Origin of the sequence: Flexivirga alba (assembly GCF_042661025.1) — a bacterium.
In the GTDB taxonomy this organism is placed as follows: domain Bacteria; phylum Actinomycetota; class Actinomycetes; order Actinomycetales; family Dermatophilaceae; genus Flexivirga; species Flexivirga alba.
Map to the genome: position 1 here is coordinate 4,462,931 of NZ_JBHSWH010000001.1, position 16,998 is coordinate 4,479,928.

The window sequence follows — 16,998 nt, forward strand, 5'->3', positions numbered from 1 at the left end:
CCCCGCGGGACGCACGCTACGAGTCGCTCTTGAACGGAGTGCGGAGCGTGCCTGAACATCTCGACAACCCTGCTGGTGCGCCGGGTGGCAGGCGCATCCCAACCCGCGCCGGGAATGCATCGCCGCCCACGTGGCTTGCACCCGACATGGACGCTGCCCCGCCCTGGCGGATCGACCGCTCCTGGTCCACCGATCTGCCGATGGGTGCGACGTTGGAGCCGAGTCGATCGTCGCTGTGGTTGCTCGTGTGCGCGGGTTCGGTCACTCTGGGCGGACACGACGCGATCGTTCTGCGCACGGGCGATGCGGCATACGTGCATCACGCCTTGTTGCATCCGGTGCGCGCCACCGTCGACAGCCGCCTGTCGGTGGCCGATCTGCGATCCCAGCGCCCGCAGGCCCCGCGGCTGATGGTCGCGCGAGGGTTCGCGGAGCGGCAGAGCGGCATCGTCGCGCTGCTGGCCGCCTGCCCCGTGCGCGGCGAGATGAAGGTCGAACGCCCCGGCGTCACTGCTGCGTATGGCGAACTGCTGGGCTCGGCCATGTTGTCCGAGCAGGAGCGCAACACCGATGAGCGGCTGCCCCGATCGTCCGCCGATCCGGTCGTGCGCGCCGCCGCAATCGCCATGGCCGACAACCCGATCCGCGCCTGGACGCTCGCCGAACTCGCTGCTTTGTCCCATGTCGGGACGACGACGTTGGTCCAACGTTTCCGGCAGGCCACCGGGCTGGCACCGATGCAATTGTTACGCCGGTTGCGGATGCGCCACGCGATGAACGAGCTGACCGGATCCGATGCCGCGATGGCGACCATCGCGCAGCGCTCGGGCTACGGCTCGGCCGAGGCCTTCGTCCGTGCTTTTCGTGCGGAGACCGGCCTCACCCCCGGCCGCTGGCGTCAGTCGGCGCGCGGCACCAGCCTGATGACGGCGAACCCCACGGCAGCCAGCGCGGTCGCGACCGCTCCCACCGCCATGGCGGTCCAGACGTCTCGGTGATCGACGACCAGCCCGCCGACGACCGCGCCGAGGGTGATCGCCGCCTGGAACGCCGTGACCTGCAGTGACACGGCCGACTCAACTCTCTTCGGCTCGACGCGGGACACCCACAGCTGGGTCGTCACCGGCACCATGTTGAATCCGGTGCCCCACGCGACGACGGCCAGCGCGACCACGACCGTGGACGGATGCAGCGCCATCAACGCCAGCCCGACCAGCAGGATCGCCGGCGCCAACGCCACACCCAGCCGCAGCCTGCTCGACAGCCAGCCGCCGGCCAGGTTGCCGGCCAATCCACCGATGCCCCAGGCCACCAACAGCACCGTCACCAGTGAGGGCGTCACCGCCTGCAGCGCCACTCGGATGTAGGGATAGGCAGCAAAGTTGCCGAACGCCGCCAGGGCGATCATCGCCACCCCGGCCATCAGCCGACGGTTGCCCAAGGCCTGGCGCATCATCACCGATCCGGCTCCAGGATGAGCCGGCACCGGTGGCAGCAGCCGCGCCACGGCCAGCCACGAGGCAGCAGTGGCCGCGATGAGTATGACGAACACCCCGCGCCAGCCGATGCTGTCGCCGAGCACCGAGGCCAGGGGCACACCGACGATGGTCGCGACGCTCGTCCCCAGCGACATCGCCGTCGAGATCAGTGCCGGTCGTCCGGTGATCGCCACGCCTACACCGAAGGTGAAGGACCAGTAGCCGGCGATCGCTACGCCCAGCAGGACCCGCCCTGCCAGGAGCAACGGCAGCGTCGGGGCGAGCGCCACCAGCACGTTCGAGACGAACGCGAGTGCCAGCAACCCGAGCAACACCCGGCGACGGTCGGCTCGCGGCAGCACCGACGAGATCGTCGGCGCCGTGATCGCACCGGCCAGCGCGGTCGCCGCGACGGCCAGCCCTGCTCGCCCTTCCGTGACGTGCAGATCGCCCGCGAGCAACGGCAGCACCCCGGCCGGGACGAACTCCGCACCCACCAGCACGGCAGTGCCCGTCGCCAGGACGAGCGCAATCACCACAGCACGGCCACCGGTGGCCGGCGGCTGCTTATGGTCAGCAGTGTCGACCGCGACGGAACTGGTCTGTTCGGAGCAAGTCACCCACCAAGCATCCATCCGGTCCCGTTCCCGGCGTGGATCCGGTGACCGGAGTCATTGATCGTGCGGCCGCGCACCTTTCCGTAGCCCGCAGCAGACCAGCACGTCATCGAGGCGAACCTGTTCGAAACGGACCTGCCGCGCGAACTCGCCGGGGACGATCAGTCCGGGCCACTCAAGCCACGAAAGCACAGGTAGGTCAAGCAGTTTCGCGGTCACCTCGCACTGGGTCCAGCGTGGCCATACGACTGCCGGATCGGTGCTGCGGGCGCGCTTGGCCACTTTGCCGGGGACTCGTTGCGTCGCCAGCTCCGCGTCGATCGCGGCCCGGCCGACGAGGGCATCGGGCACGAGCCAGGCCACTCCCCTGCCGTCCGCGAGATGCGAACGCACTCCGGTGCCGCGCTCGCGCAGTTGCTCGCTGGGCCCGAGCTCGAGGTGCTCCGGCACGGCATACCGAGCGAGCAGCTCCGTGTCGGGTGAGGTCGTCATACCTGCCTCAGATCGAGCTGCCGCCGTCGATGGTGATTACCTGGCCGTTGAGGTTGGTGTCGTCGAAGAGCAACGACCGCACGACGGGCGCGATGTTCGCCGGCGTGACCATGCGGCCGGACGCAGTGCGCCGGGCGATGGTCGACAGTTGCTCGGTGCCGAGCACCGACGACATGTCGGAGGCGAAGAACCCGGGCGCGACGGAGTTGACCAGGAAGCGGCCGTGCATCTCACGCGCGAGGGTTCGCATCGCTGCGTCGAGGCCGCCCTTGGTCGCGGCATACGTCACCAGACCTGAGTAGCCGCGCTGGGCGCAGACCGAGGTGACCATCACGATGCGACCCCGACCGGTGGTGGCCATCGCATGCCGGAGGAAGGCACGGGTCAGCACCAGCGGCGCTGTCAGGTTGGTCTGCACGATCTGCGCGATGCGCTCGGGCGAAGTGTGCAGATGCATCGAATCCTGGCCCATGGCAGCGTTGTTCACCAAAGAGTCGATCGGCCCGACGGCGTTCTTTGCGTCCTTCAGGAACTGCTGCACGCCCTCCTGGTCGTTGAGGTCGACCGGTGCGGCGAAGAGCCTGGCGCCATACTCCTGTTGCAACTGCTCGATCTCCGGGGTCAGCTTCCGGGAGAACGTCGCGACCTTCGCGCCGTGCGCCAGGGTGTCCTTGACCAGCTCGAGGCCGAGGCCCTTGGTGCCTCCGGTGATCAGCACGCACGATGCCGCGGGGATCGGTTGCTGGGTCGGGTCAGACATCGCTCTTCAGGCTCTCCTTGATCGGGATCTCGGGCAGGACGCGCAGCCGGCGCGGCACGGAGTAGTCGGGCAGTTGCTGGGCACACCAGGCCGTCAGGTCACCGGTCGATGCACGCGCCCCATCGCTCAGCACGACGTCGGCCACGACCATCTGCCCGACGAGGGGCGCCTTGCGACCTCGTACGGCGGCCCAGACGACCTCGGGGTGGTCGAGCAACCGGCGACGGACCGACGAACTGGACGCCTTCGAACCGCCGACGTTGATCTCGTCGGACGCGATCCGCCCGACGATGGCGACGCGGTCGCCGGTCACCTCCACCCGATCCCCCGTGTGTATGGCGGCAGGCATCCCGCGCGCCGCGTGTGATGAGGCGATGACCAGCTCGTCGTTCTCGACGCTCAGCCAGGGCCGATCCGAGGTCTCCCGATCGAGCCACGCGCTGGGGAAACCCGCCAAGCCGTCGTGGACCGCGATCGCGGCGCCCGCCTCGGAGGATGCGTAGATCCAGGAGATGCGTGCGTCAGGGAAGACCTCGCGCAGCCGATCGAGGATGCCTTGGTCGACCGGCTCTCCGCCCAGCGTGACTTGCTCCAACGGCAATCGGGCAACGGTGTCACCGGAGCGCCAGATCGCCTGCCGCCAGAAGGTCGGCGTCCCGGAGGCGGCGGTCACGCCGTGCTCCAGGGCGAGCTGGGGCCAGCTGTCGATCTGGTCGGGTTCGACGAAGACGACGTCCTGTCCCGGAACCGCGAGTGACAGCGAGACGATCTGCCACCACGCGTAGGCGCCGGTGGCGTAGGGGCACAGCCAGGTGCGCCGCGGCTGGTCACCGCCGACGGTCGTGAGCGAATCCAGTGTGTGGACAACCTGTTTCGGCCGACCGGTCGAGCCGCTGGTCAACAGCCACAAGCGGCCGACCGCGGCGTCATGGTCCGGGTCGGCACCGGACGTGCGGTCTTCGGTCACGGTCGCGAGGCCGCCGGCCCGGAACTGTGCCGCTTGGGTCGGGTCGACCCGCCGCTCGGACGTGATCAGGGTCTCCCGGTCTCCGTCGGTCGCGTGCTGCCAGACAGCCCGCACGGCCGCGGTGTTGTCGGCGGCGAGCACTGCGGAGGCACGGGGCAGCTCAGGCCACGCCGGCAGGTCGGCCCAGGTGCCGTCATACCCGGTGGTGACTATCCGGTTCCCGGCGCCGGCGAGTGCGCTCATTCGGGGTCCTCGCGAAGTATCGGCGGAGCGAAGCGGGGGAGAACTTCGTGGGGTGACTTCATGCCGCCTGAAGCTGGTCGATGAAGTCCAGCACGTCGCTGACGGTCTCGACCGAACGCAGCTCAGGCGCATCGAAATTCAGCTCCGTGTCCAGCTCGTCCTCGACGCGCAACGCGAGCTCGGAGAAGTCGAGCGACCGGAAACCGATCCCGTCCAACCGGGTGCTGTCGTCGGCCGGCAGCTCCTTGCCTTGTGCGGCCAGAACTTCACCCATCATCGATCGCACGTGATCTCGGCTCAGACCGGACATCGGGCCTCCTCGGTGTTCACCAGTTGTTGTCATTGCGGTCGCCTGGACGGCATACGTTCCAGGCAGCCGATCATTCGGTCCGACGACGATGGAGAGAAACGCTCGATGCTTCGCCCTGCCACTGACGCCGACAAGGAGAACGTGCGGGTCTGGCGGAACCATCCGCAGGTCCGCGCGGTCTCCTTGACACAGAACATCATCACCGCTGAAGAACACGCAAACTACTGGAAATCGTTGGCCGGCAGTGCAATTCGCCGAGTGTTCATCTTCGAGTTCGCCGATGTTCCCGCAGGTGTGGTGACCTTCTTCGACATCGATGAGAAACAGCACACCGCGATGTGGGGTTACTACCTCGACAACGACGGTCTGCAGGACCGTGGCCAACTGCTGCCGGCGTGGATCAAGATCCAGCGCGAAGCCGTCCGCCTCGCGTTCGGCGAGCTGGGTCTGCAGGAGCTGTATGGCGAGGTCCTCGACGCCAACGAGGCCGTGCGGTCGATGAACACGCGCAACGGTTTCGAGGAGATCGACACCCAGGAGCGCATCGTCGACGGAAAGCCCGTCACGGTGCACACGATTCGCCGCAGGAGGCAGCCCAATGACTGATCCGCTCGACATCACGATCGGCAAGCACACGATCGGTCCGGGACACCGGCCGTTCATCATCGCCGAGGTCTCGGGAAACCACGACGGCTCGCTCGACAAGGCGTTGGATATCGTTCGGATGGTTGCCGATTCGGGTGCGCAGGCGGTCAAGCTGCAGACCTACAAGCCCGAGACGATCACCATCGACTCGGACGCGCCGGACTTCCGGCTGTCGGACGGACACGAGCTGTGGGGCGGCCGCACCCTGTGGGACCTCTATCAGGAGGCGCACACGCCCTGGGAGTGGCACGCACCGATCTTCGAGCTCGCGAACTCCCTTGGCCTGGCATGCTTTTCGTCGCCCTTCGACCCGACGGCCATCGACCTGCTGGAGTCGCTGGACACCCCGGCATACAAGATCGCCTCCTCGGAGATCGTCGACCTGCCGCTGGTCCGGCTGGCCGCGAGCAAGGGCAAGCCGATGATCATCTCGACCGGTATGGCGTCGATCAGCGAGATCGACGCAGCGGTGGCCGCCGCGCGTGAGACCGGCAACGACCAGATCGTTGTGCTCTCCTGCACCGCCGACTACCCGGCCAACCCGGAGGAGTCCAACCTGCGCGGCATACCGGTGCTGCGGGAGGCCTTCGGCACGCACATCGGGCTGTCCGATCACACACCCGGCATCGGCGCCCCGCTGGCGGCTGTCGCGCTCGGCGCAGTGGTCGTCGAGAAGCACGTGACACTCGCCCGCGAAGGTGGCGGCGTGGACTCGTCCTTCTCCCTCGAACCCGCCGAACTCGCCTCTCTCGCACGCGAATCCGAGGTCGCCTGGCAGTGTCTCGGCCAGCCGAGAATCGGTGCCACGACTGGCGAACGCGAGGGTCTGCGCTTCCGCCGCTCGTTGTATGTCGTCCAGGACGTGCGCGCCGGAGACACTGTCACCGCCGACAACGTGCGGTCCATCCGGCCGGCGCACGGCTTGGCTCCCGAGCTCTTCGACGTGGTCGAGGGACGCACCTTCGCAACCGACGTCGCTCGGGGCACCGCACTGACGTGGGACCTGGTCTGAGGATGCTGGAAACCGGTTTGCAGATCGACCCACCGTCCGGCGCTCTGCTGCTCGGCGGAGATCAGTTGCAGTGGTCGGATCTGGAGCGCACCGAGCCGTCGAGCGCCACGTCCTACCTGGTGAGCAGGCTGATCACGAGCAGGCGGCCCCGAACCGTGCTGCTGCTCGGGCCACGGGCCGCCCAGCAGCTCGATGCGATTCCCACGCCGGAGGTCGGTGTCCTGGTCCGCGGACTGCCCGACGCCCGGAAACTGTCGAGCCTTGCTCGTGAACGCGACGAACTGCGAGTGTTCTGTGGGGGTTTCGACCGCTTCCCGACCGATCGCACCTACGACGTGGTCGTCTGCCTGGACGGCCCCACCACGCTGGCGACCCCCGACTCGCCGAGCGCATCCCATGCCGACTTGCTGCGACTGGTCGAGACCGTGCTCGCCCCGGACGGGGTTGCCGTGCTGTCGATCGACAACACGCTGGGACTCGACGAGCTGCTCCGCCTGGAGCTGCGCGCGAAGTTCGACGACGACGCGCAGTGGTTCCGGGGTGCGCCGGACTTCGCGCAGCGCTCGCCATACCGGCACGAGATCCCGGCGCTGTTGACCGCCGCGAGACTGCGGGTGCGCCGCGCGTACTCGGCATACACGACCTCGCAGGCGCCGGTCCTGCTCGTCGGGGACGGCGTCGCAGCCGACTCGGTCGACTCTCCCGCCGTGCGCCGGACATTGACTGCCCTGCTGCAGCACCTGGAAGCGACTCATCACAGCCGCACACCGGCCCTGGCCGACCCGTATGCCGTCGCCCGCAAGGTTGTCGCGGCGGGGCTGCTGCCCCAGGTCGCACCCGCGTGGCTGCTCGTCACCGGTCACGCCGACCAGGACGACACCGAGCACGGAAAGCTCCCCGACGTCATCCTCGGAGACGACGTCGCGGCACCCGAGTGGGCGGCCGTGCTGACCCTCGATCGCACCGGGGACGGATGGCTGCGGGACGCGGTCGGATCGCAGGGCGAGCACCCTCTCGCGGAGCGGCGGCTGCGTCGCGACATCGATCAACTGGGTGCCGCCGGTTTCGGGGACGACGGCGACTCGCTCCAGGAGAGGCTCCGGCAGGCGGCGGCACGCGGTGACATGCACGACTTGCATGACAACGTGTGCAGGTATGCCGACTGGCTGCTCGACCCCGGGTTCTTCGACCCGGCCAAGCGGTTCTTCGCGACGCCCGACAACCTGCTGGTCGGCCCCGACGGTTCGCTGACACTGCTCGACCCGAGCTGGTCATGGTCGGAGTCGCTCGACCCGCGACTTGCCGTGGTCCGTGGTCTGCGGGTCTTCGCGCGCCACCTACTGCGCAGCGGCGCCGAGCACCGCTGGCGTCCGGACATCAGCCCGGACGACCTGACCCGGACGCTCGCCGCCATGGCGGACCTGCCCGTCGACCAGTGGGTCATCGACGGCATCGCGGTGCGTGAGGCCGAGACCAACGCAGTCCTGCAACGACTGAGCCCGAGCGACGAAAGTCATTCGTACGCAACGAATCTGGCTGCTGGTGCCTCGCAGTTCACCGCAACGCCCGGCCCATCTCGCGGATATCGCGAGAGCCTTGCGGTCACCGGCCGGATGTCCCAGGAGTTGCACGAGCGCGGCGAGCAGGTCGAGTGGCTCGAGTCGTCGTTGCGCGATCGGGACCGTCGGGTGGCGGCTCTGGAGCGCGAGCTGACCTCGGTGCGCGGGTCCCTCAGCTACCGGGCGGGCCGCAAGGTCACCGCTCCCGGCCGCGGTGCCGGCCAGGCCGTGGTGCGCGCCGGACGCAAGGGTGCCCTGTCGATGCTGCCGCCGGACTTCGCGCCGCGTGCCGAGCGGGCGCTGCGCAAGCTGCTGGATCGCTAGCGCACTCAGTCCGGCATGGAGCAGGTACGGCATGGAGCAGGTACGGATGACATGCCGCCGCTCGGATTTCAGTAAGCGTCTCTCGCGCTGCGTCCCGGATGCTCAAGCGGCAAAGTAGCCGGCGGGGAGTGCCCGAGGTGCCGTCCTCGCGTGCCGTATCAGGCCCGCGTCCCGGGATGCCCACGGGACGGGGTCCACGGGGCGGGCATCGCCATGCCGCCGCGGGATCATGTCCCGACGTGGGTCGTCACCGTTTGTGGAACGTCTATTGGGCCGCGACGTAGGGCACGGGACGAGACTTGACCGAGCGCGCCGACTCGCACAGCACGTCGGCTGACCGCAGAGCGATCGCTCTGCGGCGAACGTCTTCCTACAGCTGCAGGTGAATTCGCAGTGCGTCGTCAAGTGCCGCCATCACCTCTGCCGGCACCCGCCCCAGAACGGGGCCCAATCGCTCGGCGGCGATCGAGCGGACCTGCTCGGCCTGGGCTTTGGCATCCTGCCGCAAGCCAGTGGCGGTCGCGGGCAGCAGAGTCTGGAATGGGTAGACCCTGTCGGTGTTGCTGGTCACGGGTACGACCGTGACCACACCCCGGCCGAGGCGCGCCACTACCAGGTTGGCGCGATCATTGCTCACGATCACTGCCGGTCTTCGCTTGTTGGCTTCGCTGCCTCGGGCAGGGTCGAGGTCGACCAAGCGGATTTCACCGCGCAGCATCGGCGAGCCCGTCGGCCGAGGTCGTATCCCACGCCTCATGCTCGCCCGAGGCGGCCCACTCGTCCCACGCGGCCTGGTAGTCCTGCTCTAGCTGGGGCAGGCGCAACATGGTGACCGCACGGTGCAGGGCGGCTGACCTGGACCTAAGTCCCGCCGCACGCGCGAACTCGTCGAGGACGGCCACGTCCTCTTCCGGCAGGCTCACACTGAGTTTCATACTCTGATGCTACCTGAGTAGCACCGCCAATGGACAGTCAGACTGGCCAGTGCGCAAGCCCCATATACCGATCGTTGATCGAAACGGAGCCGAGCAATCTGACGTTGTTGGCAGAACCGGTCCATATGAGCGATCCTGCGTCGATGCCGTCTGCGTACTTCTTGGCCGTCCGCGCTGTCGTGAATGGCGAAGATCCCGTTGGTTTGCTCGGTGCCGGCGCTCCAGTCGATGAGTACGACCCCGAGGTGACAGTCCTCGTCGAGCAACGATTTCCAGTAGACGCGCGACGCGTGCACGACGTGTTCGCGCACTACTTCGGTGACGTCGGCGCTATCAGTGGTGAGGCAGCCAACAACATCGCAATCGGTGCCAGCCGAGCCCGACGCGAGCACCCACCCGAGTCTTAGGTTCCGAATGTGCCGATGTTCGATTGGCACCTTGGTGAACTTGAGGCTCAGTGTTCGCGGATCTCGATTCCTTCGTCGCTTATGGGTTCTTCCATGAGTGCGGCGAGGTGGTGATTGCCGGCGCGAGTCACGGGATGCGCGTACCGGTCCCCGCGCCCAGTGCGTTCTCGCGCCTGCTGGGACGCGGTGTCGACGTTTGCGCTCAGCTTGTGCAGGATGACAGGGGCACCCAATGCGGCCGCGTGATTCACGGCCCAGCGACGCCGCCCGGCGGACCAACTGTTCCAATCGAGCACGACGTCGGAACCGGTCAGCACGACTTGCTCGGCGACGGACCAAATCAGATCGCGTACCTCGTCGGCCCTGACACCGTATGCACGAGATTCGAAGTCCAGATCGGGGTAGAGGCGAAGCATCCACCCGTCGAGCGTGAACCGCACGCCTTGACCGCCCGCACTCAACGAGCGGGCAACGGTCGTCTTGCCTGACCCGGCGAGCCCGTACAGCAGATGGATGCGACCGATTGGCATGGGCCCAGGCTAGAAGAAGCCACACCCTGGCATCGTGCGGGACAGCACGCCCAACTCTCCCGACCGGCTCACCCAGGTCCGGCCATCTCGATAGCCGATCCGCAACGGCGCGTTCTCTTAGACGACCTCGATCCGGCAGCGAAGAGTGGGCGCTCTGCTGAGCCTGGCGTCCGCAGTGAGCAGAGGAACGCCAAGCCGCACGGCAAGGGCCATATAGAGCGCATCGTAGAAACCGATGTTTGCTCGCCAGTTCCACGCCAACTCCGCCAGTGGCCCTGCGTGCGGATAGCGATGCTCGATGAGCACCGAACCAGCACGCAGTGCGGATTGCGCCTCGGCGCCGCTGATATGACCGCTGCGTTCATGTCGTCGAAGCACGTTGCCCACCTCGGCATCGATGAGGTGGGGGGCGTGCCGGCGCATCTGTGGCAGCCGCTGCCGGAGGGTGTCTGCGGCTTCGCTCTTGCCGATCAACGCCAACGCCAATGCCGAGGCGTCGAGCACATAGTCATCACTCACCGTCGGTCCGCGGCCAAGTCGGCCAGGATGGACTCGTGGGTGGCGCCGGGGGTATCACTGTCCGCTCGCACGGACTCCATCGCGGCCAGGGTCTCCTCGGTCGTGGGACGGCTGGCCAGGTCCACGACCACGTCGCGCATGTACGACTGGATCGAACGGCCTGAGGCCCGAGCCCGCTTTCGAATGACCTCATAGGCGCTCTCGGGGATCTCGCGTACTTGAATAGTGGCCATAGCGCTATAGTAGCGCTTAAGCGCAACTCCTTCCATGCATGGATCGCTCTGCGAGTGGGCGCGCTCGGTCAAGTCCCGTCCCGTGCCATACCTCGCGGCCCAATAGACGTTCCGCATACGGAACGATCATCGGTGACGGAAGCGACGGTCTTCGCCCGGCCGTGGGCGTAGCGGTCGACGTCCCGCAGGGGTGTCCTATACGGCACGCCCACGATGGGACCGGTGTCCGCAAGACGATCGGTGACCGGACAGCGGGGAGTCGCCGATCGTCAATGATTTTGGGATGTCGGGTGTTCGGGGAAGTTTGCGTGCATGCTCAGCCAGTCCGCGGCCCATGCCTCATCAACCTCGTGCGCAGCGATCGCGAGCACGGCTTGCTCGGCATCGTCTACGTCTGGTGGATCGGGGCTCCACGCGACGCCGTTGAGGTCGAGAAACAGGACCAGCCTCAGCGACCGGCGCCGTCGAAGCCAGCGGCGGCATCCACTGGAAGTTCATCGATCTGGGCGCCAAAGTCAGCGGCAGCATCACCGCGAGCGTGTCGCATACCACCACCGGCAGCGTCACTGAGTCGGTCACGTTGCCCACACGTAGTAAGACCACCAAGTGGGTCATCTACCAGGGTCACCGCGACGTGCGTGGCAATTGGTACCAACTGACCTGCTCCCGCGCCCCCGGACACGGAACCGAATACCGAGGAGCCGTCAAGAGCTTTGGCGTGGTAGCCAAGGGCGCCATCCCATGCAATCACAGGCTGTACAAAACCGGCTCGGAAGGATACGTCGCCTCCCGGGCCGCCGGCTGCTAACACCAACCCACCGGCCCTCACGGGCGGGTCTCACGAGTCTCGACGATTTCCGACTGCGACTTTCCGTCATTCGTTGGCAACGCCCCACTGAATCGATGAATTCGTCACTTGCACAACGAGATTCACCCAATTCCATTTTCTGCGCGCTGAGTCGGATTGCGCCCGTTGGACGTGCCGCAGACGCCCGCAGACCGATCGTGCAGCGAGGCAGGGAGATCGATGAAGCGGACGGATTCGTCCACATCGGAATCGTTCTCTTTATGAAGCTCAGGCTGCTGTGGTTGGTGGCCGGGCATCCGGCCGGGTGTCAGGTCCCAGATCACGCGGTCGGGTTGTATGTCGGCGGTGTAGCCCTGGCGGTGCACGCCCTGATGATGTCGGCCGCACAACAGGGTCGAGTTGGACAGGGAGGTTTCGCCGCCGGTCCACCACGGTGTGACGTGGTGGATTTCGCAGAAGCCCGGCGGCCGGTCACAGCCGGGGAACGAACATCCGCCATCCCGCAGGATGACTGCGACCCGGATTGCCTTGGTTGCCAGGCGTTCTCGCCGGCCGACGTCCAAGGGTTGACTGGGTCCGCCGAGCACGACGGGGATGAGGTCTGCGGTGCACGCGAACCGGCGGGCAGCACCCGCATCGAGCACGTCACCGGTGCTCGTGGTCGCACCGTGGCCCTTGAGTAGCTCTTGCAACCCCATGGTCAACAACACCGTCGCCGCGCCGGCTTGCACGCCGTCACCGGCGGCTGCCCGGGCACCGCTCGCTCCTCGGCCACCTTTTGCGGCGGCACTTTCGTCAGGTGCGTCCGTATTGCCCGTCGGGTCAGTGGGTTTCGCGGGTCGTGGTGCGGATTTGGCGTTGATCGCTTCTTTGAGGATCGCCGCGTTCGCCGGCGATAACTCCGCGACCAGTCGGGTCATCCCCGTGGCAGTGGTCGACCAGGACAACGATTCGGTGCCTTCGAGTTTCTCGTCATCCTTGGACAGTTCGTCGGGGGCGAACTTTGCGATGATCCGCCGGGGTCAGCATCGTCAACCCGTCGCACCCGAGCGCGGGGTCGATCTGCAGGAACCAACCCAACACGTCGCCGCGTTCGGCGGTCGGGATGACCGGTCCGACCTTGTCCGCCTGGGTCAACGCGGTCCGTGCCGACTCCACCGAGCACGACCCCTTGATGAGTGCCTGCGTGATGACCGTGTTCTTCCGGTGCTGGCACGCGTCGGCCACTGACGCCATCGCCTGGATCGTCTTGGGTTCCAGCCGAGTCCCGCCACTCAGCCGACCGGTGATCCACTGCCCGGTGGTGGCCGCATCCGACCTCGTGACCGCGCCCCGGTCCACCGCGTCCGCGGCCACGATCGTGCCCACTTGCGACGACCGACCCTACCCGGAACCGATGTCAATGGCTAGCATTTCATCGAACATATTTCGGTTAACCGTATATGGAAGGGCCATCAATCCCGGCCTACCCCGGGCAGGACGGTCGGCCGACAGGGGTGTCCCAGATCAGCTGCATCGTTCCGAGCTCGGCCGGGACGTTCACCCCGGTTGCGTCGGTGACGATCCGAAGGAGCACTGGCTCACGCACCGCGTCCTGCTCGATGTGCAGGTCGGCGTGCGCGTGCGCCGCGTCGTTCGACCCGGACCGGGCCACCAGACGACCCGGCACCGGCGAGCCGGTCTCCAGACCCGCACCCTCGACGTTGACCAGTCCGGCGTCCAGCCAGCGCCGCAGCACGTCGTGCATTTCGACGGTCGGCTCGTTCGAGTGCAGCCGCCGGCGCGATTCCCGGATCGCCTTGTTGACCGCGCGTCGGGCGAGTCCGGCCGCTCGGTAGTGCTGCCGCCGTACCCGCACGTGCACGGGGGCGATCGATCCGTCCGGCTGCGGCCAGGTGGTGACCAATTGTGCGGCGAAGCCGTCGCGCTGCCGACCGACGAACGGCGTCACCGGCGCAGCGCCGCCACCCGAAACGAGCAAGTCGAGCTGGTCGATGCGGACGCCTACCTGGCCGTAGGACATGATCCGCGACTCCGCCCAGTCGGGCAGCGTCGGCGCGTCCACCGCCTCCAGGATCAGCAACCCCTCCTTGGTGACCGAGCCGGCCGGCAGGTCGAACTCGACCGTGCCGGTCGCCGGAGCGCCGTGGGTGTCATTCGCGGGTGCCAGATAGCAGACGGCCCGGGTCTCACCCTGACTGCGCAACACCAGCAGCCGTCCGGTCGCGGTGTCCTCGCGGGTCACGTGCTCCGGTGGACGCTTGTGCCACCATTCCTCGGACATCTTGTCGATCGACAACCGCACCCGGACCCGGAGCGGCCGGGTCGGGTCGACATCGACCTTCGCCCCGATGAGGGACGGCGACAACGCGAAACGTCCCACGATCGCCACGCCCCTCGTGAACCGGTCGACGACCTGCAACTCGGGCCGCTGCCCGGCGGTCAGCACGGTGGGCACCGGCAACAGCGGGACCGGCTGATCGAAGATCGTGACGAACGACAACGGCGACTCCGCGTGCGCGCGATGCACCTCTTGGGTCACTTGACCGTCACCGCCCCGAGCTGCATCGCCAACCGCTCGGCACCGTCGGTGAAATCGAACCTGGTCAAGATCGGCTCCTTCCGTGTCCACATCCGTTGTGTCGCCTGCAGCGCCGCCTCGCCGTCGCTCTCCACATGCCGCATCGCGACGGTCAGCGCGCGGATCAAGCTGTCGTTCTGGCCCATGTCCCAGTGCTGCACGAGCATCGAGGCGACGTCACCGCCGCCGCGATAGAACCATTGCCACAGTCGGGCCCGCTCGACCTGCTCCTGGGTGATCGGCGAAGAGCCGGCAAGCAACTTCTCGATGGAGTCGTCCAGCAACCGCCAGTAGTCCTCGCGGTCCTGCGCCACCATGCTGAAACCGCACTGGCTCCACTCGGACCAGCCCGCCTGGAGCGCCGGCACGCCATACACGGGCAGCTCGGCACTCACGCTGCCGCGCACTGTCAGCCCGAGGTCGACCAGGCTCCAGATGATGTTCTTGCTGAGGTCGAAGCTGCGCCGGAACTGCAGGTGCGGATAGTCGGCCCAACGCGCCTTAACAGTGTCGAAGAAGCCCGTCACGTCATACAGGAACTGCGCCGGGTGGTCCTGGAAGAGCCAGTTGACCCGGGTGTCCTGTGCTGCTCGCTCTGCCGTCTTCTCGAACCAGTCGGCCAGGTCGTCGAAGATCTCCCGGTTGGTGCCGAGCGCGTCGGAGACCGCATGGTTGAAGACCACCACGACCGGCTTGCTCTCGTCGAAGCCCAGCCGTTGCATCGCATGCTTGCGCAGGTCCTGGCGCTCGACCGGGTTGGTGAGTTCGAGCGAGCTGACCACGCCACCGCCGCGCCACCAGGACGGCCGACCCAGGTTGCTCTTGGCCCGCCAAGCCGTCAATTCCGCACTGCGCCGGAGCAATTCGCGGTTTGACCACAGGTTGTCCTCGAAGAACTGCCCGATCTCGCGGGTCAGGTGCTCCCGGAAGGTTCCTCGCTCCGGCGCTCGGGGCCGAGCATGTAGGCCTTCAGCCCGCCGGTGGTCTGCACGTGGATGACCGGCACCTCCATGCGCATCGCCGACTCCACGGCGAGACCCCAGTGGTTGTAGTCGACGTGGCTGGTGACCACGGCCACCGGGTTCAGGTGCTGCAGCAGCCCGTCGTAGACGTCGGAGAACTCGACACTCCGGCGGCGCACCTCGGCGGCCTTTTCGGCCTCTGCATCCGTCAGCCGAGGCACCCGCGCCACCCGCGCGGTCGTGGCCTCGACGACCGACTCCAGCGTCTCAGGGTCGATGCCGGACCGCACGTCGCCAGGTATGACGGTGCCGGCGACTTCGAAGTCGCGACGCACGCCCCGGACCCGTTCGTCGACGATCTCATGTATGTCGATGACGTCGTCGGCGCCATACGCATGAGCGAGCTTGGTCAGCAGTTCCTTGTCGTAGTAGGTCCACTGGAAGCTCAGCCAGTCCGAGTCGGCGCCCAGCACGATGACCACCCGCGCGGGGGTGACCCGGCGAATAGCGTTGGCAATGGTCAGGCTTCGGATGCCGACGCGGATGTCCTCGGTCATCAACTCGACCAGAATCGTCCCGTCCCCGGAAGGCAGCGTGTTGGTCAGCCAGAACTGCTGCGCCACTTCGCAGAAGCGGTCGAACGACGCTCCGAGCTGCTGTGGGTTGGGCGCCTGCCGCCGCTTGTCAAAGCGGGTGTCCGTCGTCGGTCGGAATCCGATCGAGTTGCTCACTGTCATCCTCACCACTTTCACTCATCGACGCCGCGTCGGTGACGGGCGCTGCCGCGCGGGTCGCGAGGTCGGCGTTTCGCCAACCCAGCGCCTCACGAAGTTCGTACTGGCTGAGCAGTTCGTGCTGGCCGAGTTGTTCGTCGGCCAACTGCCGGGCGTAGTCGTCCGGCACGAACGGCTGGTGCAGCTCCGGATAGAGGCGTAACTGCTTCGCCCGCCCGCCGAGCACTGCGCGTTCGTTCTCCAGGATCATCGGGTCGCCGTAAATGCCGATCTGTGCGCCGACGCTCGCGCCATACAGGAGTGCGCTGCCCAGCCGGTTGCTCACGACCCGGCGATGCCGGCGCAGCTCGGCCAGCTGCTTGTCGAGGAAATCCACGTCGGTGCCGCGCCACATGTGCCCCCGGTAGCCGTGCGAGATGACGCGGAAGCCCGCGCGTTCGTAGATGCGGCGAACTGCCTTGTCCTGGAACTCATTCCAGTAGAGACAGACCGTGATCGGCACGTCGCCCTCGACCTCACGCAGCTCGTGCACGTAACGGTCATGGCTGCCGACGATCAGCTGCTGCTCCCACCCGTGGAACGGGTAGACGATGGTGCCGGTCCGCTCGGCCGGGACCGAATCGGGTTGCAGCCGCAGCAAATAGGCCCACGGGGACCCGACCACGACATACCGGCGCAGGCCGATCGACCACCCACGGCGCGCCACGTCGTGCGACCAGACGAATCGAGGGAAACCGGGTGCGAACTGGGTGCCGACGGCGAACCCGTCGTGGCTGTTCCAGCCGTGCTGCAGGTAGCCCCAGATCCGGGGCACCTCGGCCAGCCCGGCATACCGGGCAAGCACGTGGGCATGCCCGTAGAAATGATTGGCGTGATGCATCC

General features: G+C 67.2%; 21 protein-coding genes and 1 pseudogene. 5 read left to right on the plus strand and 17 right to left on the minus strand.

Annotated elements, in window-relative coordinates:
* Positions 1 to 47 precede the first annotated feature (47 nt).
* Positions 48 to 998: a helix-turn-helix domain-containing protein gene (locus ACFQDH_RS22250; protein WP_382404541.1), complete on the plus strand. Its 951-nt coding sequence runs from the start codon at positions 48 to 50 to the stop codon at positions 996 to 998.
* Here the strand turns inward: ACFQDH_RS22250 and ACFQDH_RS22255 are convergent.
* The 5 genes from ACFQDH_RS22255 to ACFQDH_RS22275 are packed head-to-tail and all read right to left on the minus strand — an operon-like array spanning position 899 to position 4,867.
* Positions 899 to 2,098 carry an MFS transporter gene (locus tag ACFQDH_RS22255; protein WP_382404542.1) on the minus strand — a complete coding sequence of 400 codons (1,200 nt, stop codon included), beginning with the start codon at positions 2,096 to 2,098 and terminating at the stop codon, positions 899 to 901. The two genes, ACFQDH_RS22250 and ACFQDH_RS22255, sit on opposite strands and share 100 nt — an antisense overlap.
* A 51-nt stretch (positions 2,099 to 2,149) precedes the next feature.
* Positions 2,150 to 2,587, minus strand: coding sequence for a hypothetical protein (locus ACFQDH_RS22260; RefSeq protein WP_382404544.1), 438 nt, complete (start codon positions 2,585 to 2,587; stop codon positions 2,150 to 2,152).
* 7 nt (positions 2,588 to 2,594) lie between these two features.
* Positions 2,595 to 3,347, minus strand: a complete 753-nt coding sequence (locus ACFQDH_RS22265; protein ID WP_382404545.1) for an SDR family NAD(P)-dependent oxidoreductase — start codon at positions 3,345 to 3,347, stop codon at positions 2,595 to 2,597.
* On the minus strand, positions 3,340 to 4,557 hold the full coding sequence (locus ACFQDH_RS22270) for an AMP-binding protein (RefSeq protein WP_382404546.1): 1,218 nt from the start codon (positions 4,555 to 4,557) through the stop codon (positions 3,340 to 3,342). Before ACFQDH_RS22270 ends, ACFQDH_RS22265 begins: the two co-directional genes overlap by 8 nt.
* A gap of 58 nt (positions 4,558 to 4,615) precedes the next feature.
* Positions 4,616 to 4,867, minus strand: a complete 252-nt coding sequence (locus ACFQDH_RS22275; RefSeq protein ID WP_382404547.1) for a phosphopantetheine-binding protein — start codon at positions 4,865 to 4,867, stop codon at positions 4,616 to 4,618.
* 105 nt (positions 4,868 to 4,972) lie between these two features.
* Here ACFQDH_RS22275 and pseH point away from each other — a divergent pair, with 105 nt between their 5' ends.
* The 3 genes from pseH to ACFQDH_RS22290 are packed head-to-tail and all read left to right on the plus strand — an operon-like array spanning position 4,973 to position 8,407.
* Positions 4,973 to 5,473, plus strand: a complete 501-nt coding sequence (gene pseH / locus ACFQDH_RS22280) for a UDP-4-amino-4,6-dideoxy-N-acetyl-beta-L-altrosamine N-acetyltransferase (protein ID WP_382404549.1) — start codon at positions 4,973 to 4,975, stop codon at positions 5,471 to 5,473.
* Positions 5,466 to 6,524 carry a pseudaminic acid synthase gene (pseI, locus tag ACFQDH_RS22285; RefSeq protein ID WP_382404550.1) on the plus strand — a complete coding sequence of 353 codons (1,059 nt, stop codon included), beginning with the start codon at positions 5,466 to 5,468 and terminating at the stop codon, positions 6,522 to 6,524. Before pseH ends, pseI begins: the two co-directional genes overlap by 8 nt.
* A gap of 2 nt (positions 6,525 to 6,526) precedes the next feature.
* Positions 6,527 to 8,407, plus strand: a complete 1,881-nt coding sequence (locus tag ACFQDH_RS22290) for a hypothetical protein (RefSeq protein WP_382404551.1) — start codon at positions 6,527 to 6,529, stop codon at positions 8,405 to 8,407.
* A 370-nt stretch (positions 8,408 to 8,777) separates the two neighbouring features.
* On the opposite strand, the gene ACFQDH_RS22295 is transcribed toward ACFQDH_RS22290, so the two are convergent.
* Entirely contained in the window at positions 8,778 to 9,164 is a 387-nt protein-coding gene (locus ACFQDH_RS22295; protein WP_382404552.1) for a type II toxin-antitoxin system PemK/MazF family toxin, read from the minus strand.
* Complete coding sequence (locus ACFQDH_RS22300) at positions 9,112 to 9,342, minus strand: ribbon-helix-helix domain-containing protein (protein WP_382404553.1); 231 nt, start codon at positions 9,340 to 9,342, stop codon at positions 9,112 to 9,114. The genes ACFQDH_RS22295 and ACFQDH_RS22300 overlap by 53 nt, the downstream gene beginning before the upstream one ends.
* Positions 9,343 to 9,485: 143 nt before the next feature.
* Here ACFQDH_RS22300 and ACFQDH_RS22305 point away from each other — a divergent pair, with 143 nt between their 5' ends.
* Positions 9,486 to 9,749, plus strand: coding sequence for a hypothetical protein (locus ACFQDH_RS22305; protein ID WP_382404554.1), 264 nt, complete (start codon positions 9,486 to 9,488; stop codon positions 9,747 to 9,749).
* A 47-nt stretch (positions 9,750 to 9,796) separates the two neighbouring features.
* Here ACFQDH_RS22305 and ACFQDH_RS22310 read toward each other — a convergent pair whose 3' ends face one another.
* From ACFQDH_RS22310 to ACFQDH_RS22355, 10 genes and pseudogenes are all read right to left on the minus strand, one after another.
* Entirely contained in the window at positions 9,797 to 10,279 is a 483-nt protein-coding gene (locus ACFQDH_RS22310) for a P-loop nucleotide/nucleoside kinase family protein (RefSeq protein ID WP_382404555.1), read from the minus strand.
* 117 nt (positions 10,280 to 10,396) lie between these two features.
* Positions 10,397 to 10,798 (minus strand): type II toxin-antitoxin system VapC family toxin, encoded by a 402-nt coding sequence (locus tag ACFQDH_RS22315; RefSeq protein WP_382404556.1) that lies wholly within the window; start codon positions 10,796 to 10,798, stop codon positions 10,397 to 10,399.
* Positions 10,795 to 10,938, minus strand: coding sequence for a hypothetical protein (locus tag ACFQDH_RS22320; protein ID WP_382404950.1), 144 nt, complete (start codon positions 10,936 to 10,938; stop codon positions 10,795 to 10,797). Before ACFQDH_RS22320 ends, ACFQDH_RS22315 begins: the two co-directional genes overlap by 4 nt.
* Positions 10,939 to 11,148: pseudogene (locus ACFQDH_RS22325) on the minus strand (FitA-like ribbon-helix-helix domain-containing protein); the annotation flags it as partial.
* 813 nt (positions 11,149 to 11,961) lie between these two features.
* On the minus strand, positions 11,962 to 12,852 hold the full coding sequence (locus ACFQDH_RS22330) for an HNH endonuclease signature motif containing protein (RefSeq protein ID WP_382404933.1): 891 nt from the start codon (positions 12,850 to 12,852) through the stop codon (positions 11,962 to 11,964).
* Positions 12,812 to 13,207, minus strand: a complete 396-nt coding sequence (locus ACFQDH_RS22335) for a hypothetical protein (protein WP_382404557.1) — start codon at positions 13,205 to 13,207, stop codon at positions 12,812 to 12,814. The genes ACFQDH_RS22330 and ACFQDH_RS22335 overlap by 41 nt, the downstream gene beginning before the upstream one ends.
* Before the next feature lie 97 nt (positions 13,208 to 13,304).
* Complete coding sequence (locus tag ACFQDH_RS22340; RefSeq protein ID WP_382404558.1) at positions 13,305 to 14,381, minus strand: hypothetical protein; 1,077 nt, start codon at positions 14,379 to 14,381, stop codon at positions 13,305 to 13,307.
* On the minus strand, positions 14,378 to 15,262 hold the full coding sequence (locus ACFQDH_RS22345; protein ID WP_382404559.1) for a hypothetical protein: 885 nt from the start codon (positions 15,260 to 15,262) through the stop codon (positions 14,378 to 14,380). Before ACFQDH_RS22345 ends, ACFQDH_RS22340 begins: the two co-directional genes overlap by 4 nt.
* A gap of 71 nt (positions 15,263 to 15,333) precedes the next feature.
* Complete coding sequence (locus ACFQDH_RS22350; protein WP_382404560.1) at positions 15,334 to 16,119, minus strand: hypothetical protein; 786 nt, start codon at positions 16,117 to 16,119, stop codon at positions 15,334 to 15,336.
* The gene (locus ACFQDH_RS22355) at positions 16,067 to 16,996 is read right to left on the minus strand and encodes a hypothetical protein (RefSeq protein WP_382404561.1); all 930 of its coding nucleotides are present in this window, start codon (positions 16,994 to 16,996) and stop codon (positions 16,067 to 16,069) included. Before ACFQDH_RS22355 ends, ACFQDH_RS22350 begins: the two co-directional genes overlap by 53 nt.
* Positions 16,997 to 16,998 lie beyond the last annotated feature (2 nt).

What these genes read in the sequence shown, in the direction of transcription:
- ACFQDH_RS22355 (WP_382404561.1), bottom strand. Translation starts at nt 16,996, where the DNA reads ATGCATCACGCCAATCATTTCTACGGGCATGCCCACGTGCTTGCCCGG.
- ACFQDH_RS22350 (WP_382404560.1), bottom strand. Translation starts at nt 16,119, where the DNA reads ATGACAGTGAGCAACTCGATCGGATTCCGACCGACGACGGACACCCGC.
- ACFQDH_RS22275 (WP_382404547.1), bottom strand. Translation starts at nt 4,867, where the DNA reads ATGTCCGGTCTGAGCCGAGATCACGTGCGATCGATGATGGGTGAAGTT.
- ACFQDH_RS22265 (WP_382404545.1), bottom strand. Translation starts at nt 3,347, where the DNA reads ATGTCTGACCCGACCCAGCAACCGATCCCCGCGGCATCGTGCGTGCTG.
- ACFQDH_RS22320 (WP_382404950.1), bottom strand. Translation starts at nt 10,938, where the DNA reads ATGCGCGACGTGGTCGTGGACCTGGCCAGCCGTCCCACGACCGAGGAG.
- ACFQDH_RS22270 (WP_382404546.1), bottom strand. Translation starts at nt 4,557, where the DNA reads ATGAGCGCACTCGCCGGCGCCGGGAACCGGATAGTCACCACCGGGTAT.
- ACFQDH_RS22310 (WP_382404555.1), bottom strand. Translation starts at nt 10,279, where the DNA reads ATGCCAATCGGTCGCATCCATCTGCTGTACGGGCTCGCCGGGTCAGGC.
- pseH (WP_382404549.1), top strand. Translation starts at nt 4,973, where the DNA reads ATGCTTCGCCCTGCCACTGACGCCGACAAGGAGAACGTGCGGGTCTGG.
- ACFQDH_RS22300 (WP_382404553.1), bottom strand. Translation starts at nt 9,342, where the DNA reads ATGAAACTCAGTGTGAGCCTGCCGGAAGAGGACGTGGCCGTCCTCGAC.
- ACFQDH_RS22305 (WP_382404554.1), top strand. Translation starts at nt 9,486, where the DNA reads ATGCCGTCTGCGTACTTCTTGGCCGTCCGCGCTGTCGTGAATGGCGAA.
- pseI (WP_382404550.1), top strand. Translation starts at nt 5,466, where the DNA reads ATGACTGATCCGCTCGACATCACGATCGGCAAGCACACGATCGGTCCG.
- ACFQDH_RS22295 (WP_382404552.1), bottom strand. Translation starts at nt 9,164, where the DNA reads ATGAGGCGTGGGATACGACCTCGGCCGACGGGCTCGCCGATGCTGCGC.
- ACFQDH_RS22260 (WP_382404544.1), bottom strand. Translation starts at nt 2,587, where the DNA reads ATGACGACCTCACCCGACACGGAGCTGCTCGCTCGGTATGCCGTGCCG.
- ACFQDH_RS22290 (WP_382404551.1), top strand. Translation starts at nt 6,527, where the DNA reads ATGCTGGAAACCGGTTTGCAGATCGACCCACCGTCCGGCGCTCTGCTG.